General features: G+C 71.2%; 23 protein-coding genes and 1 tRNA gene. 7 read left to right on the forward strand and 17 right to left on the reverse strand.

All coding sequences use genetic code 11. From position 1 onward, the window contains the following. Positions 1-29: 29 nt before the first annotated feature. Positions 30-383 (forward strand): RNA polymerase-binding protein RbpA, encoded by a 354-nt coding sequence (locus EV139_RS13895; protein WP_130455124.1) that lies wholly within the window; start codon positions 30-32, stop codon positions 381-383. Here the strand turns inward: EV139_RS13895 and lnt are convergent. From lnt to EV139_RS13935, 8 genes are all read right to left on the reverse strand, one after another. Continuing rightward, complete coding sequence (gene lnt / locus EV139_RS13900; RefSeq protein ID WP_241989063.1) at positions 353-2011, reverse strand: apolipoprotein N-acyltransferase; 1659 nt, start codon at positions 2009-2011, stop codon at positions 353-355. The two genes, EV139_RS13895 and lnt, sit on opposite strands and share 31 nt — an antisense overlap. After that, positions 2008-4269 carry a DEAD/DEAH box helicase gene (locus EV139_RS13905; RefSeq protein ID WP_130455126.1) on the reverse strand — a complete coding sequence of 754 codons (2262 nt, stop codon included), beginning with the start codon at positions 4267-4269 and terminating at the stop codon, positions 2008-2010. The genes lnt and EV139_RS13905 overlap by 4 nt, the downstream gene beginning before the upstream one ends. Beyond that, positions 4266-5084: a twin-arginine translocase subunit TatC gene (tatC, locus tag EV139_RS13910; RefSeq protein WP_237465436.1), complete on the reverse strand. Its 819-nt coding sequence runs from the start codon at positions 5082-5084 to the stop codon at positions 4266-4268. Before tatC ends, EV139_RS13905 begins: the two co-directional genes overlap by 4 nt. 44 nt (positions 5085-5128) lie before the next feature. Further along, a complete protein-coding gene (locus tag EV139_RS13915; RefSeq protein WP_130455128.1) occupies positions 5129-6208 on the reverse strand; it encodes a helix-turn-helix transcriptional regulator in 1080 nt (359 codons plus the stop codon). Next, positions 6198-7223 carry a helix-turn-helix transcriptional regulator gene (locus EV139_RS13920; protein ID WP_130455130.1) on the reverse strand — a complete coding sequence of 342 codons (1026 nt, stop codon included), beginning with the start codon at positions 7221-7223 and terminating at the stop codon, positions 6198-6200. Before EV139_RS13920 ends, EV139_RS13915 begins: the two co-directional genes overlap by 11 nt. A gap of 8 nt (positions 7224-7231) precedes the next feature. Next, positions 7232-8155: a peptidylprolyl isomerase gene (locus EV139_RS13925; protein WP_130455132.1), complete on the reverse strand. Its 924-nt coding sequence runs from the start codon at positions 8153-8155 to the stop codon at positions 7232-7234. Positions 8156-8258: 103 nt separating this feature from the next. Beyond that, the gene (locus EV139_RS13930) at positions 8259-9317 is read right to left on the reverse strand and encodes a tRNA (adenine-N1)-methyltransferase (RefSeq protein ID WP_130455440.1); all 1059 of its coding nucleotides are present in this window, start codon (positions 9315-9317) and stop codon (positions 8259-8261) included. A 14-nt stretch (positions 9318-9331) separates the two neighbouring features. Then, on the reverse strand, positions 9332-10048 hold the full coding sequence (locus tag EV139_RS13935) for an HAD family hydrolase (RefSeq protein ID WP_237465434.1): 717 nt from the start codon (positions 10046-10048) through the stop codon (positions 9332-9334). Between the two features lie 90 nt (positions 10049-10138). Between EV139_RS13935 and EV139_RS13940 the strand changes: the two genes are divergently transcribed. Then, positions 10139-11278 (forward strand): PAC2 family protein, encoded by a 1140-nt coding sequence (locus tag EV139_RS13940; RefSeq protein ID WP_130455134.1) that lies wholly within the window; start codon positions 10139-10141, stop codon positions 11276-11278. A 637-nt stretch (positions 11279-11915) separates the two neighbouring features. Here EV139_RS13940 and mshC read toward each other — a convergent pair. The 3 genes from mshC to EV139_RS13955 form a co-directional block, all read right to left on the reverse strand. Further along, positions 11916-13160, reverse strand: a complete 1245-nt coding sequence (gene mshC, locus EV139_RS13945; RefSeq protein ID WP_130455136.1) for a cysteine--1-D-myo-inosityl 2-amino-2-deoxy-alpha-D-glucopyranoside ligase — start codon at positions 13158-13160, stop codon at positions 11916-11918. Then, positions 13157-14035 carry an undecaprenyl-diphosphate phosphatase gene (locus EV139_RS13950; RefSeq protein ID WP_130455138.1) on the reverse strand — a complete coding sequence of 293 codons (879 nt, stop codon included), beginning with the start codon at positions 14033-14035 and terminating at the stop codon, positions 13157-13159. Before EV139_RS13950 ends, mshC begins: the two co-directional genes overlap by 4 nt. Positions 14036-14153: 118 nt before the next feature. After that, a complete protein-coding gene (locus EV139_RS13955; protein WP_130455140.1) occupies positions 14154-15467 on the reverse strand; it encodes a M20/M25/M40 family metallo-hydrolase in 1314 nt (437 codons plus the stop codon). Positions 15468-15650: 183 nt separating this feature from the next. Here EV139_RS13955 and EV139_RS13960 point away from each other — a divergent pair, with 183 nt between their 5' ends. After that, entirely contained in the window at positions 15651-16412 is a 762-nt protein-coding gene (locus tag EV139_RS13960) for an SDR family NAD(P)-dependent oxidoreductase (protein WP_130455142.1), read from the forward strand. 139 nt (positions 16413-16551) lie between these two features. Here EV139_RS13960 and EV139_RS13965 read toward each other — a convergent pair. The 3 genes from EV139_RS13965 to EV139_RS13975 form a co-directional block, all read right to left on the reverse strand. Beyond that, positions 16552-16636: transfer RNA gene (locus tag EV139_RS13965), tRNA-Leu, on the reverse strand. A gap of 121 nt (positions 16637-16757) precedes the next feature. After that, a complete protein-coding gene (gene ybaK, locus EV139_RS13970) occupies positions 16758-17249 on the reverse strand; it encodes a Cys-tRNA(Pro) deacylase (RefSeq protein ID WP_130455144.1) in 492 nt (163 codons plus the stop codon). 45 nt (positions 17250-17294) lie between these two features. Then, positions 17295-19106, reverse strand: a complete 1812-nt coding sequence (locus EV139_RS13975; RefSeq protein ID WP_130455146.1) for a DEAD/DEAH box helicase — start codon at positions 19104-19106, stop codon at positions 17295-17297. Between the two features lie 67 nt (positions 19107-19173). Here EV139_RS13975 and EV139_RS13980 point away from each other — a divergent pair, with 67 nt between their 5' ends. Both EV139_RS13980 and EV139_RS13985 read left to right on the forward strand, forming a co-directional pair. Further along, positions 19174-19989: an SGNH/GDSL hydrolase family protein gene (locus EV139_RS13980; RefSeq protein WP_130455148.1), complete on the forward strand. Its 816-nt coding sequence runs from the start codon at positions 19174-19176 to the stop codon at positions 19987-19989. A 22-nt stretch (positions 19990-20011) separates the two neighbouring features. After that, on the forward strand, positions 20012-20356 hold the full coding sequence (locus EV139_RS13985) for a spore germination protein GerW family protein (protein ID WP_130455150.1): 345 nt from the start codon (positions 20012-20014) through the stop codon (positions 20354-20356). Here EV139_RS13985 and gluQRS read toward each other — a convergent pair. Then, entirely contained in the window at positions 20353-21312 is a 960-nt protein-coding gene (gene gluQRS, locus EV139_RS13990; protein WP_130455152.1) for a tRNA glutamyl-Q(34) synthetase GluQRS, read from the reverse strand. The genes EV139_RS13985 and gluQRS overlap by 4 nt on opposite strands. 185 nt (positions 21313-21497) lie before the next feature. On the opposite strand from gluQRS, the gene EV139_RS13995 reads away from it, so the two are divergent. Both EV139_RS13995 and pdxY read left to right on the forward strand, forming a co-directional pair. Further along, positions 21498-22844 carry an FAD-binding oxidoreductase gene (locus EV139_RS13995; RefSeq protein ID WP_130455154.1) on the forward strand — a complete coding sequence of 449 codons (1347 nt, stop codon included), beginning with the start codon at positions 21498-21500 and terminating at the stop codon, positions 22842-22844. 360 nt (positions 22845-23204) lie between these two features. Continuing rightward, a complete protein-coding gene (gene pdxY, locus EV139_RS14000; RefSeq protein ID WP_130455156.1) occupies positions 23205-24056 on the forward strand; it encodes a pyridoxal kinase PdxY in 852 nt (283 codons plus the stop codon). A gap of 14 nt (positions 24057-24070) precedes the next feature. Here pdxY and EV139_RS14005 read toward each other — a convergent pair whose 3' ends face one another. Beyond that, positions 24071-24436, reverse strand: coding sequence for a fluoride efflux transporter FluC (locus EV139_RS14005; RefSeq protein WP_198677584.1), 366 nt, complete (start codon positions 24434-24436; stop codon positions 24071-24073). Next, on the reverse strand, positions 24433-24927 hold the full coding sequence (locus tag EV139_RS14010; protein ID WP_130455158.1) for a fluoride efflux transporter FluC: 495 nt from the start codon (positions 24925-24927) through the stop codon (positions 24433-24435). The genes EV139_RS14005 and EV139_RS14010 overlap by 4 nt, the downstream gene beginning before the upstream one ends. Between the last annotated feature and the right edge of the window lie 69 nt (positions 24928-24996).

Genomic DNA, 24996 nt, shown 5'->3' on the forward strand with positions numbered 1-24996 from the left:
ACCGGGCTCCCAGGCGAGGAGGTCCAACCATGGCCGATCGAACACTTCGCGGGACCCGCATTGGCGCAACGAGCCTGCAGGGCGAAGAGGGCGTTGAGCTGTCGCCGCGCCGCACCGTCGAGTACCTCACCGACCGCGGCAACCGCTTCGTGGTCCTCTTCGACGCCGACGCTGAGCCGCCGGCCGAGTGGGTGGACCAGAAGAGCGGCGAGCTTGGCTTTCTTGACGACGAGGCCGGGCGCACAGCGCGCGCCGAGTTCGAGGAGAAAGAGTCGTCGCAGCGCACCCCGTGGGACATGCTGATCGAGCGCCGCTCACGCGAGGAGCTCGAGGAGCTCCTCGAAGAACGGCTTCAGCTGCTGCGCGCTCGCCGCGGCGCGTAGCTGTCCCGGGTACTCCGGGCGTTCCAAGCACCCCACGCGGCTCCAGCGCAGCCCAGCGCGCCGAGCAGCATCCAGCCACCCGCGATCGCCCCACCGAACCGCAGGGCCGGCGTTGCACCGGCGACCAGCGGCACCTCGGCGACGAGTGCGTCAGAGGTGAACGGGGTGAGCGAGTCGAGCGCGGACCCGTCTGGCGCCACCACCGCGCTCGTGCCCACGGTCGAGATGTTGACGAGCGCCCGCCCGGTTTCGATGGCGCGCAGCCGCGCGATCTGCAGCTGCTGCACGCTCTCGTCGGTGCGCCCGAAATCGGCGTTGTTGGTGGGCGCGAGGATCACCTGGGCGCCACCGTCGACCATCTCCTCCGCCTGCTGATCGAAGATGATGTCGAAGCAGATGGCGAGGCCCGCGGCGATCGGCCCGGCCGGCGTGTCGATCTCCATCACCGCTGGCCGCTGACCCGCGGAATACTCGAGCTGCACGAGGTCGACGAGATCCGGCGCGAAGAAGTGGAAGAACTCCCGGTTGGGCATGTACTCCGCGAACGGCACGGGGAAGCGCTTATCGTAGCGCTGCCCGGTGGCGCCATCGGCGTCCCACACGATCGCACTGTTCGTGTAGCTGCCGTCTGGATCCTGCAGGATCGAGCCAGCCACGATCGGCGCGCCGGCGCGCTTGGCGAGCCCGGCGACCTGGAAGTCACGGAGCGCGTTGCCGGGCAGGTCGTACTCGGCGCTGTTCTCGGGCCACACGATCAGATCGACCGATTCCCCGGCGGCTTCGAGCTCGTCGAGCAGCCGGGTGGTCTCCTCCGCGTGGTCGCGGAACACGTCGCCGTTCTCGCGGTCGTCAAAGATCCCGGACTTCGAGTTGCCCTGGATCGCGGCGATCCGGAGCGTCCCGTCGTGCGGGAGCGTCGCCACCGGAACGATGGCGAGCAGCGCGAGCGTCGCAGCGATGCCCGCCGCGCCGATCACGCGCAGCCGCGACGTGGCGCCCGGCACCAGCCACACCGCCACCGCGACGGCAACCGCCGCGGCGAGCAGCCCGGACAGCCCGGCGAATCCGAGCCAGGAGACTGACTCGGCGAACCACCCGGTCGCCTGCGTGTGCGCGAGGCGACCCCACGCGAAGCCGCCGTAGGGCCAGGAGCTCTGCACCCCCTCGCGGAGCACCCAGAGCCCCCCGACGGTGAGGCTCTGCGCGAGCGCGAGGCGCGCGGGCCGGGCCGCGACCCACGGCGCGCGGGCCAGACCGCGCGTTGCGAACGCGAGCAGCATGCCGCAGAGCGCGAACCAGGCCGCCATCACGCCGGTGAGCCCCGCCCACGGCACGAGCCCGAGGTAGAGCGTGAGCCACGAGATGTGCGGGCCCCAGAACGCGAGGCCGGCAATCGCGCCGACGAGCAGGCCCCAGCGGGCGCGCTGGTGCCAGCTGGAGAGCAGGATCAGCGCCACCGCGGGCAGCGCAAGCGGCCACCATCCCAGACCGGGCCCGGCTGCGTCGAGCAGCAGCCCGCCGCACAGCGCGGCGAGCAGCGACGCCCACCAGGGCAGGCGCCGCGGCTGCGTGGCCTCGGCGCTCGCGTGCATCGTCGGGAACTCCGCGGTCCGATCTGTCGCGCTCACGACGAGCTCGACGCCTCGACGATGCCGCGCCGCACGCTGCGCTTCGCGGAGCGCGCGAGCTGCGCGAGCTCTCCGAGCCGCTCCGACTCGAGGTCGTTGCGCACCCCGGCCTCGCACGCCTGGGCGACCTGGTCGAGCAGATCGATGGTCTGCTTCGCCCAGCGCACGAAGTCTCCGGCCCCGAGGCCGGACTCCTCAAGCACCCGCTCGATCGGCTGCCCGTTGGCCCACGCGTGCATCACGCCGGCGAGACCCGCGTGCGGCATCTCGCTGCGCGGCAGCCGTGACCGCTCGGACAGGTCGTCGAGCCGCTCCCAGATGTCGAGCACCCGGTCGTGCGCCGCCGCGAACGCGCCCCCGCCCGGGAGCCGGGGCGACCCCTCGTCGTCGCGCCGCGGTTCGTACGTGAGGAGGCAGCAGATCGCGGCGAGGCCCGCGTGGTCGAGGCCCCGGAAGGCGTCCTCGCGAAGGCACTCGGCGACGAGCAGGTCGCGGTCCCCGTAGATCCGGCGCAGCAGCTCACCCCACGGCGTCACCTCGGGCTCGCCCGCGATCCGCTCGAGATACCCGAGTTCGAGCAGCGACTCGACCACCCGATCGAAGGTGCGCGCGATCGTGCCGGTGCGCGACGCGATCTGGCGCCTGCCGCGCTCGATTCGGCGCCGCAGCTTGCGCGCGCGGTCCTCCCAGCGCTTCTGGTCCGAGCCCTGGGCCTTCTTCGCCGCGGCGTCGTAGCCGGCGAGCGAGTCCTGCTCGGCGCGCAGCTCGCGCGCGTGGTCCACGACGGCGCGGTCGGCCTGGAACTGCGCGAACGAGAGCTCAAGCGTCTCGCGCACCCGCTCCTCGTCCATGCGCTGCAGCAGGTTTACCGCCATGTTCGGAGTGGGGCGGAAACTTGAGTTCACGGGGAAGGATCGCGCGCCGGCGAGGTGGGCGAGCTCTTCGAGGTCGACGCCGTCGCTCCACACGACCACCGCGTGGCCCTCCACGTCGATACCGCGGCGCCCGGCCCGGCCGGTCAGCTGTGTGTACTCCCCCGAGGTGAGCGGCACGCGCTGCTCCCCGTTGAACTTGTCGAGCCGTTCGATCGCGACGGCGCGCGCCGGCATGTTGATCCCGAGCGCGAGCGTCTCGGTCGCGAAGACGACCTTGAGCAGTCGGCGCTGGAAGAGGCGCTCGACGACCGCTTTGAACGCCGGGAGGAGACCGGCGTGGTGCGCGGCGACCCCGCGCTCGAGCCCCGCGAGCCACTCGCGCACGCCCAGCACGCGCCGCTCCTCCTCGCTCATGTCCTGCACCTCGGCGCGCGCGATGCGACGAATCTCGTCGCGCTCCTCGCGTGTGGTCAGCGTGATCCCCTCGAACAGGCACTGGCGCACCGCCTGGTCGCAGCCGTTGCGGCTGAACACGAAGACGATTGCCGGCAGCAGCTCGGTCTGGTCGAGCGCGCGCACAATGTCGGAGCGCGAGACGCGCTTGCCGCGGCGCTGCGGCGCGCGGCCGCGCGAGCGGTCCCGTCCGCCGCGGCCGCGGCCGCCCTCAAGCATTCGCAGCTCGGGGTTGAGGCGTCCGCGCGCGGCGAGCTCACCGTCGCGGCCCACGTACAGCGGCAGCAGCTCCTTCGGCGTGAGCACGTGCTGGTAGAGCGGCACGGGACGGTGCTCGGACAGGATCACGTCGGTGTCGCCGCGCACGGCGTGCATCCAGTCGCCGAACTCCTCGGCGTTCGACACCGTGGCCGACAGGGCCACGAGCCGCACGGCCTGCGGCAGGTGCAGGATGATCTCTTCCCACACCGCGCCGCGGAAGCGATCGCCGAGGAAGTGCACCTCGTCGAGCACCACAAACGCGAGGTTGGCGAGGGCCTCGGACTCCGCATAGATCATGTTGCGGAGCACCTCCGTGGTCATGACCACGATTGGCGCGTCGCCGCGGATGTTCAGATCCCCGGTGAGCAGGCCCACCTCGTCCTCGCCGTACTCGTCGCAGAGCTCACGGAACTTCTGGTTTGAGAGTGCCTTGATCGGCGCGGTGTAAAAGATCCGGGCGTCGCGCTCGCGGCGCGCGAGGTAGACCGCGAACTCGGCAATCGTGGTCTTGCCCGATCCCGTCGGGGCGGCCACGAGCACGCTGCGGCCCTCTTCGAGCCGCTCGCACGCGGTGAGCTGGAAGGCGTCGAGCGGGTACGGAAGCCGGTTCGCGAAGAACTGCAGTGCCGTCTCAGTGGGTGGTGTGGCGGGCGCTGCAGTTTCGGTCATTCCTCGTCCTTTGTTGACACTGGTTCGAGGCCGTATTCGTCAAGCTCCGCGGCGCGGCGCTTGTCGACGCGGCGGTCGTGCAGGATCGCGATTCCCGCGGCGGCAAAATACAGCAGGATCATGGGCCCGGCGAGCAAGAACATGCTCATGAGATCGGCGGCCGGGGTGGTGATGCCGGCGAAGAGAATGATGCACAGGATCGCGACGCGCCAGCTTTTGAGGATCGACATGCCGCGCAGCACGCCGATGAAGTTGAGCATCACGAGGAGCGCCGGCAGCACAAAGCCCACGCCGACGGCGAGCAGCAGCTTGATTGCGAAGTCGAGGTACTTGCGCGCGTCGAGGAAGAACGCGTCCTGCTCGGGCTGGAAACTCGCGAGGAGCCGCACGATGTTCGGCAGCACCATCCACCCGGCGAACGCGCCGCCGAGAAAAAGCGGCACCGCGGCGGCGAGAAAGCCGACGCCGTAGAGCTTCTCGCGCTTGGTGAGCCCCGGCGCGAGAAACGCCCAAATTTGGTACAGCCACACCGGGGAGGCGATCAACACGGCAATGAACAGCGAGATCTGCACCTTGGTGTCGAACGCGCCCGTGATGTCGCCGTAGGCGATCACCGCTTCGCGCCCCTGATCGCCGAGCTGCCCGATCGGCACCCGCAGCATGTCCCACACCCCGTCGGAGAGGAACCAGCCGGCAACCAGCGCGACGACGATCGCCAGCGCCGAGTACATGAGGCGCTTTCTGAATTCGACGAGGTGGTCTCCGAGGCTCATCTTGCCCTCTGGGTTGCGCTTCGTCCGCGGCTCTCGTGCCATTCGCTCAGTGTATCCCAGGACGCCGTGCGCTTGCGGCGACACCCTTACTCCCCGTAGGCGGCGAGGGCGCGCTCGGCCCAGGCTCGCACGACCTCCCGCGCGGCGGCCGGGGATTCGATCGCGATCTCGCCGGGCGCGAGCTGCACGAGGCGGATCGCGGTGTCGCGGTGCCAGGCCGATACCCGCACAATCAGCTCGCCGGACGCGGCCTCGCTGAGCACCTCTGGCGAAAAGCCGGCGAGGCGTGAAAGCGCCCTGGCCGAGACCCGGGCGACGATCCCAGCGACGGGGGCGGGAGCCGGATCGGTGTCGGATCCGGCCGGTTGGGCGGCGCTCCCCCGGGCGGCGCCGGAGCCAGCTGCGTCCGCTGGGGCGCCCGCGGCCTCGGCCCGGACCTCGGCTGCGGCGCCTGCGACCTTGGCCGCGGCTCCCGCTGCGGCCGCGGCGCGGGCCTCGGCGACGGGTTCGGCAAGCTGCACCCGCGCCATCTGGTCGACGCGGAAGGTGCGCTCTGCCTCGCGGTCCAGGCAGTACGCGCGAAGGTACCACGCGCCGACGCCCTGCGCGAGCGTCAGTGGGGCAACCGTGCGCTGCGTCTCAACGCCGGCGGCGTCGCGGTAGACGAAGCGTACGATTCGCGCCGTATCGATCGCGGAAACGAGGAGCGGGACCCGCGGATCGTCTGCGTCGGCGCTCACCGAGACCGCCGGTGCGGCGCTCGCGCCGAGGGCGGTGCCAAGCTTGGCGGCCACCGCGCGCGCAAGCTCGGCGTCCTCGGCCGGCAACACGCCCGTGAGCGCGTGCAGGCCGGCGACGAGCGCGGCGGTCTCCGCGGGAGCGAAGCGCGGGGTCTCCTCGACCGCAACGGTGCGGGTGAGGCTCACCTCGTCGTACAGCTCGAGTGCATCCCAGTCGATGTCGAAGAGATCCTGATCCTGATAGCTCAGCGACTCTCCCGGCACCCCGGCCGTGCCGAGGAAGCTGACGAGCTTGCGCAGCAGCGCCGGGGTCACGTCGAACGTCTCGGCGAGCTCGGCCACGGGCACGGAGCCGTGCTCCCGCAGGTACGGGACGAGGGCGAGCAGCAGCAGCACCCGATCCGGCCCAATCAGTTCACTCCGCATGCGCGGCCTCCCCGTGTGCGTCGGCGATCCGCCGCAGGCCCGCCGCGACGAGGTGCCGCAGCGACTCCGGCGCCACCACCGCGGCGTCCTCACCGAAGCCGATCAGCTCGGCGGCGAACAGGTGCGGGTCGAGGATCCCGAGCGTCACGTCGAGGGTGGCGGACCCGCCGCCGTCGCTCGGTTCGGGCTCGCCGTGGGCGCGCGACACGAGCCGGGCCTCCGCGATCGACCCGCGCCGCACGCGCACCGTCGCCGGCTGCGCATCCCTGAGCCGCAGGAGATCCTCGACCGCGGCGTCCGCCCGGTCCCGCAGCGCGGGGTCGAAGCGCGCCGACTCCACCGTCACCGGCCCGTCGATGCGGGCGAGGAGAAACGCGCGATCGGCGGTGCGTTCAAGGTCCCACGAGAGCAGGTGCCAGCGGCCGTCGGCCCGGTGCAGTCGCAGCGGGGCCACCCGGCGCTCAAGCGGGGCGTCGCGCCCGGGCAGGGTGTAGCCGAAGCGCACGATCCGGCCCGCGTCGATTGCGCCCTGGAGTGCGGCTGCCGCGGGTTCGACCGTGCCGAGCCGCGGCGCGACGCCCAGGTGCTGCACGTCAAGCCCCGCCCCGAGCGCCTCAAGCTTCATCGCTGCGCGGCGCGACTCAGCGCTCAGGCTGCCGTCCTGCCAGGCGAGCGCGGCGAGCCGGAGCACCACGAGCTCACGCTCCGAGAAGCGCAGCTCGCTGGGAAACTCGAGGCGTTCGCGCGAGATCCGGTACCGGGTGAGCTGGTTGTTGCCGGGCTCAAGCGGCGAGTCGATCGTCTCGACCTGAATCCCGAGGCCGCGGAGCTGCTCCTTGTCCCGCTCGAACTGCCGGTCGAGCGCGGTGGTCACCTCTCCGGGCTTGAACCGCTCGGCGTAGCCGTACACCGACGAGAGCAGCTCGCGCTTGGTGAGGCCCGACGGGCTGACCACCAGGGCGAGCACCAGGCTGAAGACCCGCTGCTCGCTCGGTACCGATGACCGGTCCGTCACTCCTGACCTCAGTTCACTCCGATAATGTCAACGACCACGACGCGGGCCTGATCGCCCTCGTTCTCGATCACGACGACCTGCGACCCGACGGTCGCCCCGGTCAGCGCGGTGCGGAACGCGAAGCCCGACTGCGCGATCTGGTCCTCGGTGCCCATCGCGATGAGGCCCGACTCCCAGGTGTTCTGCTCCACGGTGCCGTCCCAGCCAACGCTCAGGACCTGCCCGATCACGTTGTTGTCGGCGGTGACCTCGGCGCCGTCACCCACGATGCGGGTCGCTGCCGTGGTTCCAGCCGGCGCCGCACGCGGGGGAAGCACCACGCCGGGCACGCCGTCCTCGTTCGTGACGACCGCGGGGAAGCCGTTGGGGAGGCCGCGCACGGGCCCCTGTGCGGCGAGCGGACGCGCCGAGACCACGTCGATGACGCCGACGAGCGCCGAGCCGGGCGTGGCGTTCAGCTGCGTGGCGAGCTGCGCGCTCTCCTCGGGCGAGAGGGCCAGGACCACGCGGTCGCCGGCCGCGGCGCAGCGCACCGCTTCGCTGAGCGGGTTGGCCGCGGCCTCTGACACGAGCAGGAACTCGGGCGCGAGCGCCGGATCGCTGAAGCCCGGGCTCGCGTAGAGCGTGTCGGCGCTCTCGGAGTCGAAGAACGCCATGTTGACGCCAACAAACGTGGACTCAGCGGCGATCGCGCTGCGATCCGCTGCCTCACTGACGACGGTGCGCTGCGAGCTGACGATGTCCGTCTCCTTCGGCACCGACACCTGCGGGCTCTGCCCGAACTCGCCGAGCACCACCACGTTGTCGCTCAGCGCACCGGGCGCCATCGTTGGCGTGCAGTCAGCGCTCGCGGTCTGCTGTGCGCTGCACCCGGTGACCCCGGCGATAAGCAGCGCTGCCACTGCGGTTGCGGGAACGAGTCGACGAAGCATATGCACCTCTCGCGGAAGCCTCTGTGTGAACTCCGCCATCCTATCGAACATCGGCTGATGGTCCGCGCACCCCGCCGCCGGTGGGGTGCGCGGCGGCACCGGGCTACGCGCCAGGCTCGGCGCTCGGCTCCTCCACCCCGCGCTCCTGGGCGAGCGAGCGCGCCTCGCGCACCTTCTTGCGCAGCACCTTCTCGCTCTTCACGCGGTCGCCCACTACCTCGGGCGTCCACACCTCGGCGCTCGTCGCGTCGCCGGCGAGATCCGGCAGCCAGCTCGCGAGATCCGCGTCGGTGAAGTCACCCTTCGAGGCGCGACGTTTGAGGCTCGGCAGCACCGTGCCGGGCGCGAGGCGCCGCGCAGTGATGAGGAAGCCGGTGTGCGCCACCATGCGGTGATCGGGGCGGACGGCGAGCCCCTCGACGTGCCAGCCGCGCACCATAGTCTCGTTCGACTGCGGGTGCGTAAACAGGCCGCTGCGGCGGATCTCCTCTGCCGTGCGCGAGAGCTGCGTCACGGTTGCCACGTAGCAAATCAGCACGCCACCCGGCTTCAGCGCGTCGGCCGCAACCCCCACGCACTCCCAGGGCGCGAGCATATCGAGCACGACCCGGTCGACCGTGCCGTCCGGGCAGACCGCGGGAAGCGTGTCCTGCAGATCGCCCACCGACAGGGTCCAGTTCTCGGGCGCAGCGCCCGAGAACGCCGCGACGTTTGCGCGCGCCACGTCGGCGAACTCGTCACGCCGCTCGAACGAGAACAGCTCGCCACGCTCGCCGATCCCGCGCAGCAGGTGCAGCGAGAGCGCCCCCGACCCGACGCCGGCCTCCACCACGCGAGCGCCGGGGAAGATATCGGCGAGCGAGAGGATCTGCGCCGCGTCCTTGGGGTACACGATCGCCGCGCCGCGGGGCATCGACATCACGAAGTCAGACAGCAGCGGCCGCAGCACCAGGTATTCCTCGCCGCTGCTGTTCACCACCACCGAGGCGTCGGGCAGCCCGACGAGGTCCGCGTGCGCGATCACACCGCGGTGGCTGTGAAACTCACCCTCGGGAACGAGCGTGATCGTGTTGAGCCGCCCCTTCGGGCCGGTGAGCTGCACCCGGTCGCCGTACCCGAGGGGGCCGCTCGATGCCGGCGTTCCGGCCGGGGTCTCGGCCATCGTGTCGTGTTCGCTCACGCGAGTTCTCCATTTTCAGTCGTGGTCTGGGTTCCTGTGTGGAACCGAAATCGTTCGGACAGTCGCGCCGCGTCAACGCCCGCAAGTGTGGGCCAGAGCTCGTGCGACGGCACCCCGTCGAGTGACAGCAGATTGGGGACCCCGATCGCGACGGCGCCCGATGCGGCGGCGGAGCGCAGGCCGTTCACCGAGTCCTCGAGCGCCAGGCACTCGGTGATCGGGACGCCGATGAGCTCAGCCCCGCGCAGATACGGTTCGGGATCCGGCTTTTCGCGCTGCACCTCGTCGCCGCCCAGCACGCCCGCAAACTCGAGCCCCTCGGGCAGGAGGGCGAGCACGGCGTCAGCGATCTCCCGCACGGCCATCGTCACGAGGCACGACGGGATCCCCGCGTCGCGCAGCGACCCGAGCAGCTCCAACGCGCCCGGGCGCCACGCGGGCGTCGTGCTGCGGAGCCCCGCGATCACGCCAGCGGTCCACTCAGCGATGATCTCGTCGACCGAGAGCGGGACGCCAAGCCCCTGGAACACGCGCGCGGCCGAGCGCAGCCCCGAGCCAACCAGCCCGTCGCGCACCTCGTCCGTGAGCTCGATGTCGTAGCGGCGCAGCATCTCAAGCTCGGTGGCGAGCCACAGCGGCTCCGAGTCGATCAGGGTGCCGTCCATGTCCCACAGCACCGCCGCGGGTATTCTCTGGGCAAGGTTCGTGGTCATCCGCACCATCTTACCGAGCCGCAGTCGTTATCCTGGTGAACGACCGTCATCCGCACGGCCATTCCGTCGACCTCCAAGGAGCACCAAGCCGTGACCGACGTCTCCCCCGGGTACCCACGCGTACTCATCGCTGCGTTCCAGGGCTGGAGCGACGCCGGCGACGCCACCACGGAGGTGCTCCACCATCTCGGCGCGCTCGTGGACGCCGAGGTGCTGCACGTGATCGGCTCCGAGGGATACGTCGACTATCAGGTGCACCGCCCCAAGATCTCGCTCGACGACTCCGGCGAGCGTATCCTTGAGTGGCCAGACACGCGGCTCTACGGGTCGATCCGACGCCCCGGCGCCGACGACCCCGCGGAGGCCGACGGGGAGACCGTGCGCCGGATCGACGGCGGGCGCGTCACCGAGCTCTTCCTGCTCTCCGGCGTCGAGCCCGCCCGCGACTGGCAGAGCTTCGCCGACGAGATCGTCGAGCTCGTCGACGTGTGGGCGATCGACAACGTGATCATCCTCGGCGCGATGTTCTCCGATGCGCCGCACTCCCGCCCGGTCGTCACCACCGTGACCAGCGAAGACGCCGGCCGCCGCGAAGCGACGGGCGCCACGCGCAGCACTTACGAGGGACCGGCCGGCATCGCGACCGTCGTCGACCTCGCCCTCACCGAGGCCGGGATCGCCCCGGTGTCGCTCTGGGCGCAGGTGCCGCACTACGTGCACAGCACCCCGTCGCCCAAGGTGACGCTCGCGCTGCTCGACAAGCTCGAGGAGCTGCTCGACATCGTGATCCCGCGCGGCGAGCTGCTCGACCAGGCCACCGATTGGGAAGCGAACATCAACCGCATCGCGGCGGCCGACGAGGACATGTCGCGGTACATCCGCGGTCTCGAGGAGACCCGCGACGAGGCGCTCGCTGCGGAGACGACGGGCGACGCGATCGCGGCGGAGTTCGAGAAGTTCCTGGAGGGCGGCGACCGCGCCGGTGGCGAGGGCGGGAGCGGCGGTGCCGGCTCCGGGTCAGGTTCCGAGGCCGGGACCGCGTCCGCGGACAGTGCCGATCGCGCCGCCGCGGGCCCCGGCAACTCGGCCGCGGACTCCGAAGACTCGGCGGCGGATCCCGCAGACTCGGCGGAATCGAACGCGGGCGATTCCGGCGATGCACCGGGCGACGCTGCCGGCCGCGGCGAGGGCGACGACCCGGAGGCCGGCGAAACCCCTCCCGCCCGCTAGCCACGCGCGCCGCGATGCGGCTAGCGCAGTGCGTGCGTCGACCCTCGCCGCGCGCACCGTTGGGTGTCGGGTGTGCGCCGCGGGGCGACGGGCGTGCGCCGCGTCACGAGTGACGGGCTCGCGCACGAGTGGGGCTTCCCCCACGAGTGGAGGACTCGCGCACGAGCGTGCGGCTCCACACCCCCCGCGAAGCCGCACACTCGCGACGAAGCCGCACGCTCGTCGGGGTTTCGGGGCAAAGCCGACGATCGATGGCCCGGGAGGCGCAGCCCGTGCATCTGCCTGGCTGGCGGGCCAGCGCGCGCCGCGCAGCGACAGCGAATGTGAGCCCGGTGTGCGCCCGGACGGCACGCCGAGCCAGTCCGCCGGGCTCGCTCACGCGCGAGCGGGGCTTCCGCGCGCGAGCGGGGCTTCCGCGTTGCGCGTGGCGGGCTCCCGCACGAGTGGAGGATTCGCGCACGAGCGTGCGGCTCCACACCCCCAGCGAAGCCGCACACTCGCGACGAAGCCGCACGCTCGTCGGGGTGGGCCGCGGCGAGACGGGACACGGCGGCACGCGCGCAGCAGCCCGCACGCGCGCAGCAGCCCGCACCCGCGCCGTAACGCCCCCGCGCCACCGCGCCCCGCGAGTCCGGGGCTAGAGACGCACGCCGAGCAGCGCGAGCACCGCGTCGGCAACGAGGGCAGGCTCGTCGACCCCGCGGTCGAGCGCCGCGTCGAGCGTCGCGAGCATCACCGGCGTGTCGAGGTCGTTGGCGAGAGCCGCGCGCAGCTGCTGCACAACGGTCGCGGCTACGACCGGGTCCTCGCAGGGCCGCACGAGCCCCGCGCGCCACGCATCGAGGCGGCGCGTGGCGGTCGCGAGGTCCGCGTCGTGCCACTCCCACTCCGAGCGGTAGTGGTGCGCCAGCAGGCCCAGCCGGATCGCCGAGGGGTCGGCTCCCCCGTCGAGCAGCTTCGACACGAACACCAGGTTGCCGCGCGACTTCGACATCTTGTGCCCCTGGTACGCGACGAGGCCGACGTGGCAGTAGGCGTGCGCGAGCGGGGTCCCCGAGAGCGCCGTCGCGTGCGCCGCGGTGTATTCGTGGTGCGGGAAGATCAGGTCCGAGCCGCCGCCCTGCACCGTGAACGCCCCGCCCAGCGCGCCGGTGGCGATCACCGAGCACTCGATATGCCAGCCCGGGCGCCCCGGACCGACCGGCGACTCCCAGCTCGGCTCGCCGTCGCGCGCCGCGCGCCACAGCAGGGGGTCGAGCGGGCCGCGCTTGCCGGGGCGGTCAGGGTCGCCGCCGCGCTCGGCGCTGAGCTTGCGCATCAGCTCGGGATCGTACGGGGCCACGTCGCCGAGCCGCCACTGCGTCTCGCGCTCGGCCGCCGCGGTGTCGAAGTAGATGTCGTCGCCCTCGGCGTCGGCGGTTTCGACCGTGTACGCGAGCCCGCGCTCCTGGAGCTGTCGCACGGCCGACGAGATCTCGTCGATCTGCTCGGTCACGGCGATGAAGTGCTCGGGCGGGAGCATGCCGAGCCGGTGCATGTCGGACCGGTAGAGCCCGATCTGTTCGTCGGCCAGCACCCGCCAGTCAACACCGGTGTCATTCGCGCGCTCGAGGAGCGGGTCGTCAACGTCGGTGATGTTCTGGGCGTACACCGTCTCGATCCCCGCGTCGCGCCAGGCACGCTGCATGATGTCGAAGGTGAGGTACGTGAACGCGTGGCCGAGGTGGGTGGCATCGTACGGGGTGATCCCGCACACGTAGAGCAGCGCCCGGCCGTCCGGGATCGCCGGGTGCTCCATGCGCTGGGTTGCCGTGTTGAACAGCTTCGGCATACTTCCCGTGCCGCTCAGCTGCGGCAGATCGGGCTGGGTCCAAGTCCTCACAGTGCGCCTCCCACGGCTGCGGTGGCGGCCTGAGCAGCCGCGGTGCCGCCCTCCGCCGTCAGTACACCGGTGCCGAGCAGCACGATGATGAGCGCGCCGAGCAGCACGCGGTAGATCACGAACGGCATGAAGCTGCGCTTCGAGATGTAGCGCATGAACAGCCCGATCACGACGAGCGCGATGACGAACGCCACGACGGTCGCGACGAGCGTGAGCCCCATCGGAGTTTCGCCGGCGGGGGCGCGCAGCGCTTTGGAGAGCTGGTAGAAGCCGGATCCGAAGACGGCGGGGATCGCGAGCAGGAACGAGTAGCGTGCCGCGGCCTCACGCGTGTAGCCCATGAGCAGGCCGGCGGTGATGGTGCCGCCCGAGCGCGAGACGCCGGGGATCAGCGCGAGCGCCTGCGCGAACCCGAAGCCGACGCCGTGCTTCCAGGTCAGCTTCTCCAGCGGGCGTGTCTTGCGGCCAATGCGATCGGCGATTCCGAGCAGGATACCGAACACGATCAGGCTGATCGCCACGAACCAGAGCGAGCGCAGCGTGCCCTCTATCTGGTCCTGGAACAGCAGTCCGAGCACCACGATCGGGAGTGTGCCGAGGATGATCCACCAGCCCATGAGGGCGTCCGGGTCCTTGCGCGGGAGCTTGCCCGTGAGCGACTTCCACCAGCTGCCGATGATGCGGACGATGTCGCGCCAGAAGAACACGACCACCGCGGCCTCCGTGCCGAGCTGGGTGATCGCGGTGAACGCGGCCCCGGCGTCGCCGATCCCCATGAGTTCGCTTGCGATGCGCAGGTGCGCGCTCGACGAAATCGGCAGAAACTCCGTGAGCCCCTGGATTATGCCGAGCAGAATCGCCTCGAAGATTCCCATGGTTTCCTTTCGTGGCGGGCGCAGTGAACGCGCCTCATCGAATCGGGCCGCCGTCCAGACTAGCCCACCCGGCCCCCGCGCTTCACGTCAGGGGCGGGTCGAATTCACAGGGTCGGGGCTAGTAGCTGCGCAGCAGATCGACGAGCACGCGGTGGCCGAAGTCGAGAGCGTCGAGCGGCACGCGTTCGTCCACACCGTGGAACATGCCGGGGAAATCGAGGTCGGCGGGCAGGCGCAGCGGGGCGAAGCCGTACCCGGTGATACCCAGACGCGAGAGCGCTTTGTTGTCGGTGCCGCCCGAGAGCAGGTACGGCAGCACGCGCGCCTCGGGATCGTGCAGCTTGAGGCTCGCCGTCATCGCCTCGACGAGCTCGCCGGCGAACGGCACCTCGAGGCCGATGTCCGAGTGCACGGTCTCGATCTCGATGTCGGGGCCGACGATGCGCTGCACCTCGGCGAGCACGTCCGCCTGCTGGTCCGGCAGCGAGCGAATGTCAACGAGCGCCTCGGCCGTGTCCGGGATCACGTTGTGCTTGTACCCGGCCGTGAGCACGGTCGGGTTGCTCGTGTTGCGCAGGCTCGCCTGAATGAAGCCGCCGCTCTTGCCGAGGCGGAGCACCAGCTCGTCGGGCGCCACCTCGGTGGGGTCTTCTCCGAGGATCGCTGCGATCTGGTCGATCAGTTCGCGCGTCGTGTCGCAGAGCGCCAGCGGCCACTCGTGCCGCCCGAGCGCCGCGATCGCCTCGGCCAGGCGCGTCACCGCGTTGTCGTGCCACACGCGAGAGCCGTGCGCCGCGGTGCCGCGTGCGCGCAGGCGGACCCAGTCAAGCGACTTCTCGCCGGTCTGGATCACGTAGGCGCGCGTGCCCTCCACGTCGATCGAGTAGCCACCCACCTCGCTCACCGCGGTCCCGGCGCCCTCGAACAGCTCGGGGTGGTGTGTGACCAGGTAGTGGGAGCCGTACACGCCGCCGTTCTCCTCGTCGGCGAAGAACGCCAGGATCACGTCGCGGCGGGGCCGCTCTCCCGCGCGCAGCAGCTCGGCCACGGCGGTGAGGATCATCGCGTCCATGTCTTTCATGTCGACCGCGCCGCGCCCCCACAGCAGCCCGTCGCGGACCTCGCCTGCGAACGGGTCGACGCTCCAGTTCGCGGGGTCGGCCGGGACCACGTCGAGGTGCCCGTGCAGCACGAGGGCGGGGAGCTCCGGATCCGACCCGGCCACCCGCGCCACCACGCTTGCGCGCCCCGGCTCCGATTCGATGATCGTGGGGTCGAGGCCGAGCTCGCGCAGGTACGCCGCCACGTAGTCTGCCGCCGGGCGCTCCGGCTCGGCGTCGCCGCCGCCGCGGTTCGACGTATCGATCCGAATCAGGTCGCGGGCGATGCGGGCGGTTTCCGAGAGCTCCGGCTCGAGCGATTCGATACTCATGAGTCAAGGGTATCCGCCCGCTCGGACATTCGGGAGGGGGATCACGAACTGTGACGGGCGGGGCGCCAGGTGATCAGACCCGCCTGAGAATTTCCCCGCTGCGCACCACCCCACCGCGGGTGAACACTGAACACGGATGGGGCGTTCGCCCGGTCTCAACCAGTCGACGAAAGTAGGGGTTTGATGAGCACTCATATCGTTCAGGATCGTTTTGCCGGAAAGGTCGCGATCGTGACCGGGGCCGGGTCAGGAATCGGCAAGGCGATCGCGCAGCGCATCCTCGCCGAGGGCGGCACCGTCGTCGCGTCAGACGTGTCCGCCGAGCGCCTCGCGGAGTTTGCAACCGAGGCGGCGACCGAGCGGCTGCGGACCGTCGTGAGCGATGTCACCGTCGAGGCGGATATCGCGAAGCTGGTTGACGCCGCGGGCGGGGTCGTCGACGCCGTGGCGAACAACGCCGGCATCATGGACGGCTTCTACCCGGCGGCCGAGGTCCCCGACGACGTGTGGCAGCGCGTCTTCGATATCAACGTGACGGGCGTGATGCGCCTCACCCGCGCCGTGCTGCCGGGCATGGTCGAGCGTGGCTCCGGCGCGATCGTCAACACCGCGAGCGAGGCCGGCATCCGCGGCAACGCCGCCGGCGCCGCATACACGGCCTCCAAGCACGCGGTCGTGGGCTTCACCAAGAACACCGCGTTCATGTACGGCCGCCAGGGCGTTCGCGTCAACGCGGTCGCACCGGGCGGGGTGGCCACGAACGTGGACGGATCGTTCAAGTCGGAGACCGCAGCGAAGCTGATGGGCCCGGCGTTCCAGACGCTCGGACTTGCACCGGCCACCCCCGATGAGCTGGCGAGCGCGATCACCTGGCTGCTCAGCGACGACGCGGCGAACGTCAACGGCGTGGTGCTCGCGTCAGACGGCGGCTGGTCGGCGCAGTAGTTCGTGGGCGGCGTCGGGGTGGGCAATACGGCTCCCCCGACGCTCGCGCTCGCGCTCGCGCCGGCGCGCACACACCGGCACTTCTGGGCCGCACACGCAAAGAAACCCCCTTCCGAAGAAGGGGGTTTCTTTCACTACGTGCGCGGAGGGGGACTTGAACCCCCACGCCCTAATACGGGCACTAGCACCTCAAGCTAGCGCGTCTGCCATTCCGCCACCCGCGCTCACGTTGTGTTCTTTCAGTTTCTCACCGGCCGAACAGAGAATAACTTAGCACGGAACGCGAGAACGAAACCAATTCACCCGGGAACTCGCGCGCGTCGCGCCCGCTTTCAGGCCCCAGAATCACGCGACACGCCCGATCTGCGCGAGCTCCGCATTGGTTGCGCGACGCAGCGCCGCGGGCTCGAGTTCGATGTCGAGGCCGCGGCGCCCGCCCGAGACGAGCACGGTCTCGTGGCCCAGCGCGGACGCGTCGAGCACGGTCTGCAGGCGCGTACGCTGGCCGAGCGGGCTGATCCCGCCCACCACGTACCCGGTGCGCCGCTCGGCGAGCGCGGGGTCTGCCATCACCGCGCGTTTGCCACCCACTGCCGCCGCGAGCGCCTTCAGATCGAGCTTGCCGGCCACCGGCACGATTGCGACCACGAGCGCGCCGTCGACGTCGGCGAGGAGCGTCTTAAACACGCGTGCGGGATCCACCCCGAGCGCCGCGGCCGCCTCGCCGCCGAAGTCGGTGACCGCCGGGTCGTGCGCGTAGCTGCGCTCAGTGAACCCGATCCCGAGCTTTGTGAGCGCGACGGTCGCGGGCGTCGCGCCCCCGGTCTTCTTTCCCATGCGGCAAGCCTAGGCGCTGTCGCCCGCGCCAGCGCGCACCCGCCGCTACGGGCGGAGCCTGCGCCGGAGGAGTTCGATTCGCTTTTGGATCTGGGTCACCGAGGCCTGCGCCACCGCCGGCCCGCCGCAGACGCGGCGCAGCTCCGTGTGAATATCCTTGTGCGGCTCACCGGAGACTTTGGAGTACATGCCGACGAGACTTGAGAGGAGCTTGCGCTGCTCCCCCAGGGTGCGGTGCAACGCCTCGGGCGCCTCGGACTTGTCGGGCGCGTGCTCGAGGATCCCCTGGCGATTGGCGCTGCGGCGCGCCTGCCGCGCCTGCCGCTGCTGCAGTAGCGCCTTCACTTCCTGGGGTTCGAGCAGCCCGGGGAACCCGAGGAAATCGAGCTCCTCCTCGGTTTCAACCTCGGCGTAGCCGCCGAACTCGGCACCATCGAATACAGCGCGGTCGAAGTGCGCGTCCGACGCGAGCGCCTGGTACACGAACCCCTCGCCCTCAAGGAGCTCGGAGGACGCCTTGTCCTCGCGCTCAGCCTCGCTCATCAGCGCGGCCTCGGCGTCCCACATCTCCTCGGCGCCCTTCGGCCCCTCCAGGACGTGCCCGCGCTCCTTCTCAAGCTCGGCGGCGAGCTGCATGAGCGCCGGAACGTTCGGGATGAACACGGAGGCGACCTCGCCGCGGCGGCGGGACCGCACGAAACGACCGATCGCCTGTGCGAAGAACAGCGGGGTGGATGAGCTGGTGGCGTACACGCCCACCGCGAGGCGCGGCACGTCGACCCCCTCGGACACCATGCGCACGGCCACCATCCAGCGCGACTCGCCCTTCGAGAACTCGTCGATGCGCTCGCTCGCCCCGGCGTCGTCGGAGAGGATCAGCGCAACCTCCTCGCCGGTGACCTCCTGCAGCTGCCGCGCGTACGACTTCGCGGACGCGTGATCCGTCGCGATGACGAGCCCGCCCGCGTCGGGGATCTGCTCGCGCACCTCGGTGAGCCGACGGTCCGCGGCGCGCAACACCTTCGCGATCCAGTCGCCGGCCGGATCGAGCGCGGTGCGCCAGGCCTGGGAGGTGATGTCCTTCGTGTTCCCCTCGCCGAGACTTGCCTCCATCTCCTCCCCCGCGGAGGTCTGCCAGCGCATCTTGCCGGCGTAGACCATGAAGATCACGGGGCGAACGACGCCGTCCGCGAGCGCGCGGCCATAGCCGTAGTCGTAGTCGGTCAGCGACACGCGTGAGCCGTCGCCCTGCGGCGCGTACTCAACGAACGGGATCTGCGCGTCGTCCGAGCGGAACGGGGTGCCGGTGAGCGAGAGCCGGCGCCGGGCGGTGCCGTACGCCTCGCGGATCGCGTCGCCCCAGCTGAGCGCGTCGCCACCGTGGTGCACCTCGTCCAGGATCACGAGCGTGTCGGTGTGCTCGGTGAGGAGCCGGTGCTGCACGGGCTTCATCGCCACCTGCGCGTAGGTGACCACCACGCCGTGATAGTGGCTGCCGTAGCCGAAGCCATCGCTGTTCGCGTAGTTCGGGTTGAGCCGGATCCCCGCGCGCGTCGCGGCGTCGGCCCACTGGGTCTTGAGGTGTTCAGTGGGGGCGACCACGATGATCTGCCGCACCGTGTGGTTGGCGCGCAAGATCGCGGCGAGGCGCAGCGCGAACGTGGTCTTGCCTGCGCCAGGGGTCGCCGAAGCGAGGAAGTCTCGAGGCGCGGCGTCGAGATAGCGCTTGATCGCCTCCTCCTGCCACGCACGCAGCGTGCCGGCCGTGCCGTGCGCCGCCCGTTCTGGGTAGGCGGGCGGCAGATGCTCGGCTGCGCTGGTGCCCGGCAGGTGGAGACCCGGGTCCGAATCTGTCACAGCGCCCTAGACTATCGGTAATGCGCGCACCAGACCCGGTGCGCCCTGGGAAGAATCGGAGCTTCGTATGGCAGAGGATCGGGCGGGAATCGAACTTCCCTGGTCACGTTTCGTGGCCATCGGGGATTCGTTCACCGAGGGTGTTGGGGATCCGGACGCCGACAGCCCGGGCGGGTTGCGCGGCTGGGCGGATCGACTCGCGGAGGTACTCGCCGAGTACGATGACGAGTTCTCGTACGCGAACCTCGCGGTGCGCGGCAAACTGATCCAGCAGATCGCCGAGGAGCAGGTCTCCGTGGCGCAGGATCTGCGCCCCGACCTGGTGAGCGTCTGCGCCGGCGGCAACGACGTGATTCGCCCGGGAACTGACCCCGACGAGGTCGCGGCGAAGCTCGACCGGATCGTGGAGCGCCTCAGCGAGACCGGGGCCACGATCATCCTGTTCACCGGCGTCGACACGGCGTTTCAGCCGGTCTTCCGCAGCATCCGCGGCAAGGTCGCGATCTTCAACGAGAACGTGCGCAAGGTTGCGCAGAAGTACGACTGCCTCGTGGTCGATCAGTGGTCGATTCCCGAGCTCCAGGACAGCCGGTTCTGGGCCGGCGACCGGTTGCACCTCAACGCGCTCGGCCACAACACGATCGCGCGCGCTGCGCTCGACGCGCTCAACGTACCGCACCAGCTGCCGCCACTCGACCCGCCGCCGCTGCCAGACCAGAACTGGCGCCAGGCGCGCAAGGAAGATGTGGTGTGGGCGCGCGAGCACCTGGTGCCGTGGGTGATCCGTCGCATCAAGCACGTCTCGTCCGGTGACGGGATCGAGCCGAAGCGCCCACAGCCGGAGCCGCTGCGACCACCCCGTCACGGGACTGCCGCTGACTAGCCTGAAACGATAGGCTGACCGCATGGCATCTCTCACGAAGCAGCTCGCAGACACCGTGACGCAGGTCGGGGTGCACTCCGCCTACGGCGCGCCCGTCGAGACCGGTGACGCAACGATCATGCCGGTGGCGTGCACCTGGTACGGCTTCGGGGCCGGCGAGGCCGGCATCGCCGAGGATCCGGCCGAGCCCGGTGACGGCTCGGGCGGTGGCGGCGGCGGGCTCTCGATCCCCGTCGGCGCATTCGTGACCCGCGACAGCTCGACCCGGTTCGAACCAAACGTGATCGCGCTGCTCGTCGTAGCAACCCCCTTCGTGTGGGTTGCCGGGCGGGCGCTCGCGCGCATCATTCGCGCGCTCAAGCGCTAGGCGCGCCGGGGGTACGCGCCGACGGACGCGGGCGGCCACGTCCACGGCTCGCGCGGCAGCAGCGCCGGATCGAAGCGGTCCAGCATCTGTGTGAGCGTCACCAGCTCCCCCGGCGCGGCGAGACCGAGTGAGCGGGCGAGAATCGCGCGCGCCGCTTCGGCGTCAATCCCGTCCGCGGCGAGGTCAGAGAGCGTCACCGCCCCGTCTCGCTTTGCGAGGCGCGCGCCGCCAGGTCCGAGGACCAGCGGGACGTGCGCGTACTCGACCGCCGGCGGCGACGGGAGGCCGAGCAGGCGCTGCAGCAGGATCTGCCGGGGCGTCGAAGACGCCAGGTCGTCGCCGCGCACGACCTGATCGACGCGCATCGCAGCGTCGTCGACCACGACCGCGAGGTTGTACGCGACCGTGCCATCCCCGCGCCGCAGCACAAAGTCGTCAATCTCACCGCGCGCACGGCCGAGCACGAGGTCCGTGAACTCGCGCTCGCCGCTCCCCTCGGGCACGCGGAGTCGGAGTGCTGGCAAGCGCGGCGCAATCGCGCGGCGTGCCTCCTCGCGCTCAGCGTCACTGCGATCCCGGCAGGTGCCGGGGTACGCGCCGGGCGGCGCGTGCGGAGCGCTCGGCGCCGCGAGGATGTCGCGCCGCGTGCACGTGCACTCATAGACGAGGCCGGCGTCGGCGAGGCGCGCGATCGCCGCCTCGTGATCCGCAGCCCGATCCGACTGGAGCACGGCGTCGCCGTCCCAGTCGATCCCGAGCAGTGTGAGATCGGTGAGCTGGTGTTCGCCGCTTCCGGCGTCCCGAGCGCGGTCGAGGTCTTCGATCCGCATCAGGAAGCGCCGGCCGCTTGACCGGGCGAAGAGCCAAGCCAACAGCGCGGTGCGCAGGTTCCCCAGGTGCAGGTCTCCTGATGGGCTCGGGGCATAGCGCCCCGCCCCCGCTTCGTGCTGTGGCATTCGCCCATTCTCCCACGTCGCGCACCGCGACGTGATCCCGGCCGCTGTCGGGTTCGTACACCTGGCGGCGACGCCCGCCAGGCAAGACGCGCCGGTTGCACGACACGCCGCGCGGCTCCCTAGACTCGTGGTGATGCGCAGTTCGCCCGCGGGCGAGAGCGACCGTGACGACGAAGGAGACGACCATGGCTGATCTACAGGACCTCGCTACGCGACTGGGCGACCGGCTCGTCACCGATCCGGAGACGATTGCCGCGCACGCGCACGACAGCTCACGGGTCGGCCCCGAGGGCACCCCGCTCGCCCTGGTCGTCGCGCGCAGCACCGAGGACGTGGCGGCGGCGCTCAGCTGGGCAAACGCCCACGGCGTCCCCGTGAGCGTGCGCGGTGCCGGTACCGGCCTCGCCGGCGGGGCAAACGCCTACGACGGCGGGCTCATCGTGTCGCTCGCGCAGCTGACCGAGGTGCTCGAACTCGACACTGCGAACCGGACCGCCCGCGTGCAGGCCGGCGTGATCACCGCAGAACTCGACGCGCTGGCGCGCACCGAGGGGCTGTTCTTCCCGCCGGACCCCGCGAGCGCCCGCACCTCGACCGTCGGCGGCAACATTGCGACGAACGCCGGCGGTCTGCGCTGCGTGGCGCACGGCGTGACGAGCGACTCCGTCGCCGCGCTCGTGGTGGTGCTCGCGGACGGCCGGGTCATGCGCACCGGCAGCCGCACCCGGAAGAACGTGGTCGGCTACGACCTGACGAGCCTCTTCGTGGGCTCCGAGGGCACGCTCGGCGTGGTTACGGAGGCAACCGTGCGGCTGAAGCCCGTGCCGCCGGGGTCGCCGCGCACGTTCCGCGCGAGCTTCGACTCGCTCGAGGCGGCCGGGGATGCCGTGACCGCAATCGTGAACAGCGCCGCGCAGCCGGAGGTGCTCGAACTCATGGACGCGCTCAGCGTGGAAATCATCGAGTCGTTCAAGCCGAGCGGGCTCACCGTTCCGGCCGGGGCGATGCTCGTGGGCCAGACCGTGGGGCTTGACGCGCTCGCGATTGCCGAGGAAATCACCGCGATCTGCCGCGCGCAGGGCGCCACGGACACCGAACTGTCGGAGTCTGATTCGCTCCTCGAGGCGCGGCGGCTGTCAAACCCGGCGCTCAACGCGCGCGGACTCAAGATCGGTTGCGACGTCGGGGTGCCGGTCGCCGCACTCGCCGAGGTGTTCCGCGGCATCGGCGAAATCTCCGGGCGGCACGGGAAGCGCGTCTCGACCGTGGCGCACGCCGGCGACGGGAACCTGCACTGCACCGTGGAGGCGCCCGACACGGAGGCGGGCATCGCTGAGGCCGACGCCGTGATCGACGACATTACGCGGCTCGCAATCTCGCTCGGCGGCACGATCTCGGGCGAGCACGGAATCGGATCCGTGAAGCGGCACGAGCTTGCATGGCAGCTCGACGAGGCGGCGCTCGACGTGCAGCGCGCGATCAAGGCCGCGCTCGATCCGCGCGGGATCCTCACCCCGGACCGCGCGATCTAGCCGCGCTGTGCGCTGGGTGCGCTGGGCGCGCAGCGCCCCCGCTCCCCGCCCCACCATCCCACGCCCACACCCCACCACCCCCATCACCGCGCCTTCCCCACCGCCCCACGATCCCCACGAGCGTGCGGCTTCGTCACGAGTGTGCGGCTTCGCGACAGCAGGCAAGCCGCACACTCGTGCGCGAGGGCTCCACTCGTGGGACATGAGGCGGCTGGTGAGGCCGGCGTGGCGCAGCCGAGCGCAGCCGGGCGCATCCGAGCGCAGCCAGCCGCGCCCGAGCCCCGCCGGGCACCCAGCCCCGTGGTCCATCGCCGCGCGCCGATACTGGTCCACGGGAGGGACCAGTGGGAGGATCGGCGCATGCGCATCCTCTCAATCCAGTCGGCCGTCGCGTACGGGCACGTCGGCAACTCAGCGGTGGTCTTCCCACTCCAGCGCCTCGGGGTCGACGTGATGCCCGTGTACACGGTGTGCTTCTCGAACCACACCGGCTACGGCGCCTGGCGCGGACCGATGCTGAGCGGCGACGACGTGCGCGAGATCGTGACGGGCATCGAAGAGCGCGGCGGGCTCGCGGGCGTGGACGCGGTGCTCTCCGGTTACCAGGGCAGCGACAGCATCGGCGACGCGATCCTCGACGCCGTCGCCCGGGTGAAGCAGCACAGCCCCGACGCGATCTATGCGTGCGACCCGGTGCTCGGCAATGCGGCGTCGGGCTGCCACGTCTCCCCGGAGGTGCAGAACCTGATTCGCGATCGCGTGGTGCCGGCGGCGGATCTCATCACCCCCAACCAGTTTGAGCTGGGGTTCCTCACGGGCACCACCCCGGACACGCTCGACTCGACGCTCGCGGCCGCGGACGCGGCGCGCGCGCTCGGGCCGAGTTCCGTGCTCGTCACGAGCGTGGTGCGCCCAGACCGCCCGGCCGACACCATCGAAATGCTCGCGGTCACCCCGGACGGCGCCTGGCTGGTGCAGACGCCGCAGCTCCCGCTGAAGGCGAACGGCTCCGGGGACGTCACCGCCGCGCTCTTCACCGCGCACCTGCGCCGCACGGGCGACCCGGCCGCCGCGCTCGGCCGCACCGCCGCGAGCGTCTTCGAGCTGCTCGAACGGACGCTCGCATCGGGCGAGCGCGAGCTGCAGCTGGTCGCCGCCCAGGACTCGTACGTCGCACCGCACGCCAGCTTTGAGGTGCGCCAGATCCGCTAGGCGGGCGCGGACCGCTACGCCCGCGCGAGCAGTATGCCCGCGACCGCGAGCGCAACGGAGGCGCAGAGCACGCCCGGGCCGTGCAGGAGCGCCGCGCCAAAGCGCCGCGCGCGCAGCAGCCGCAGCGTGTCAAGACTGGCCGTGCTGAACGTGGTGTAGCCCCCGAGGAACCCGGTGGCGAGCACCCCGCCGATCGGATCGTCGAGCGCGGCGCCAGCGAGCAGTCCGAGGGCAAAGGACCCGGTCAGGTTCACGATCACGATCCCGATCGGGAAGCGGGCGCGGATCCGCTCGGGCACGCTGCGGTCGACCGCGAACCGCGCCGCCGCCCCCAGCCCGCCGGCCACCGCGATCCCGACCGCGAGCAGGAGCCCCGTCACTGCGGCTCCCCCGCCTGCGGTGCGGGAGCGAGTCGGGCCGCGCCCCGGGCCAGCTCCGCGCCGCGCCAGCGCCGCCCGAGCCACACCCCGACGGCGCTCAGCGCCAGCCCGCCCAGCAGGGTCGCCGCCGCGTAGCCGAGCGCGAGCAGCGTGGCGCCGCTGAGCAGGAGCTCCGCGAGCTGCCCCGCGACCAGACTGTATGTGGTGAAGCCCCCGAGCACACCGGTCCCGAGCAGCAGCCGGGCCCGGCCGCGCGGGGAGCGGTCGGTGCCCCCGGCGTAGCGCTCAAGCACCACGCCGAGCATGAGCGCGCCGCCGAGGTTGACCGCCAGCGTGGCGAGTGGCCAGCCTCCCGCGTCGCCGAGCGCCAGCGCCACGCCGTAGCGCGCGAGCGAGCCGGCCGCCCCGCCGAGCGCCACGAGCCCGAGCGTGGTGAGCGACACTCCGCTCGCCGCGCCAGCGCGCCCCGCCGCGTCTCCCCGCGATGCCATGTCCGTCTCCGCTCGGCGCGCTCGATCGCGCACGGGTCAATCCTGTCACGAGCCGCATTTCATCGCCGC

Source organism: Leucobacter luti (assembly GCF_004217175.1).
GTDB classification, from domain to species: Bacteria; Actinomycetota; Actinomycetes; order Actinomycetales; family Microbacteriaceae; genus Leucobacter; species Leucobacter luti.

Bases quoted from the DNA above. Each gene is read 5' to 3' on its own strand.
- EV139_RS13895 (WP_130455124.1), top strand. From the start codon at position 30: ATGGCCGATCGAACACTTCGCGGGACCCGCATTGGCGCAACGAGCCTG.
- EV139_RS13905 (WP_130455126.1), bottom strand. From the start codon at position 4,269: ATGACCGAAACTGCAGCGCCCGCCACACCACCCACTGAGACGGCACTG.
- tatC (WP_237465436.1), bottom strand. From the start codon at position 5,084: ATGGCACGAGAGCCGCGGACGAAGCGCAACCCAGAGGGCAAGATGAGC.
- EV139_RS13915 (WP_130455128.1), bottom strand. From the start codon at position 6,208: ATGCGGAGTGAACTGATTGGGCCGGATCGGGTGCTGCTGCTGCTCGCC.
- EV139_RS13925 (WP_130455132.1), bottom strand. From the start codon at position 8,155: ATGCTTCGTCGACTCGTTCCCGCAACCGCAGTGGCAGCGCTGCTTATC.
- EV139_RS13930 (WP_130455440.1), bottom strand. From the start codon at position 9,317: ATGGCCGAGACCCCGGCCGGAACGCCGGCATCGAGCGGCCCCCTCGGG.
- EV139_RS13935 (WP_237465434.1), bottom strand. From the start codon at position 10,048: ATGACCACGAACCTTGCCCAGAGAATACCCGCGGCGGTGCTGTGGGAC.
- EV139_RS13950 (WP_130455138.1), bottom strand. From the start codon at position 14,035: ATGGGAATCTTCGAGGCGATTCTGCTCGGCATAATCCAGGGGCTCACG.
- EV139_RS13955 (WP_130455140.1), bottom strand. From the start codon at position 15,467: ATGAGTATCGAATCGCTCGAGCCGGAGCTCTCGGAAACCGCCCGCATC.
- EV139_RS13960 (WP_130455142.1), top strand. From the start codon at position 15,651: ATGAGCACTCATATCGTTCAGGATCGTTTTGCCGGAAAGGTCGCGATC.
- ybaK (WP_130455144.1), bottom strand. From the start codon at position 17,249: ATGGGAAAGAAGACCGGGGGCGCGACGCCCGCGACCGTCGCGCTCACA.
- EV139_RS13980 (WP_130455148.1), top strand. From the start codon at position 19,174: ATGGCAGAGGATCGGGCGGGAATCGAACTTCCCTGGTCACGTTTCGTG.
- EV139_RS13985 (WP_130455150.1), top strand. From the start codon at position 20,012: ATGGCATCTCTCACGAAGCAGCTCGCAGACACCGTGACGCAGGTCGGG.
- gluQRS (WP_130455152.1), bottom strand. From the start codon at position 21,312: ATGCCACAGCACGAAGCGGGGGCGGGGCGCTATGCCCCGAGCCCATCA.
- EV139_RS13995 (WP_130455154.1), top strand. From the start codon at position 21,498: ATGGCTGATCTACAGGACCTCGCTACGCGACTGGGCGACCGGCTCGTC.
- pdxY (WP_130455156.1), top strand. From the start codon at position 23,205: ATGCGCATCCTCTCAATCCAGTCGGCCGTCGCGTACGGGCACGTCGGC.
- EV139_RS14010 (WP_130455158.1), bottom strand. From the start codon at position 24,927: ATGGCATCGCGGGGAGACGCGGCGGGGCGCGCTGGCGCGGCGAGCGGA.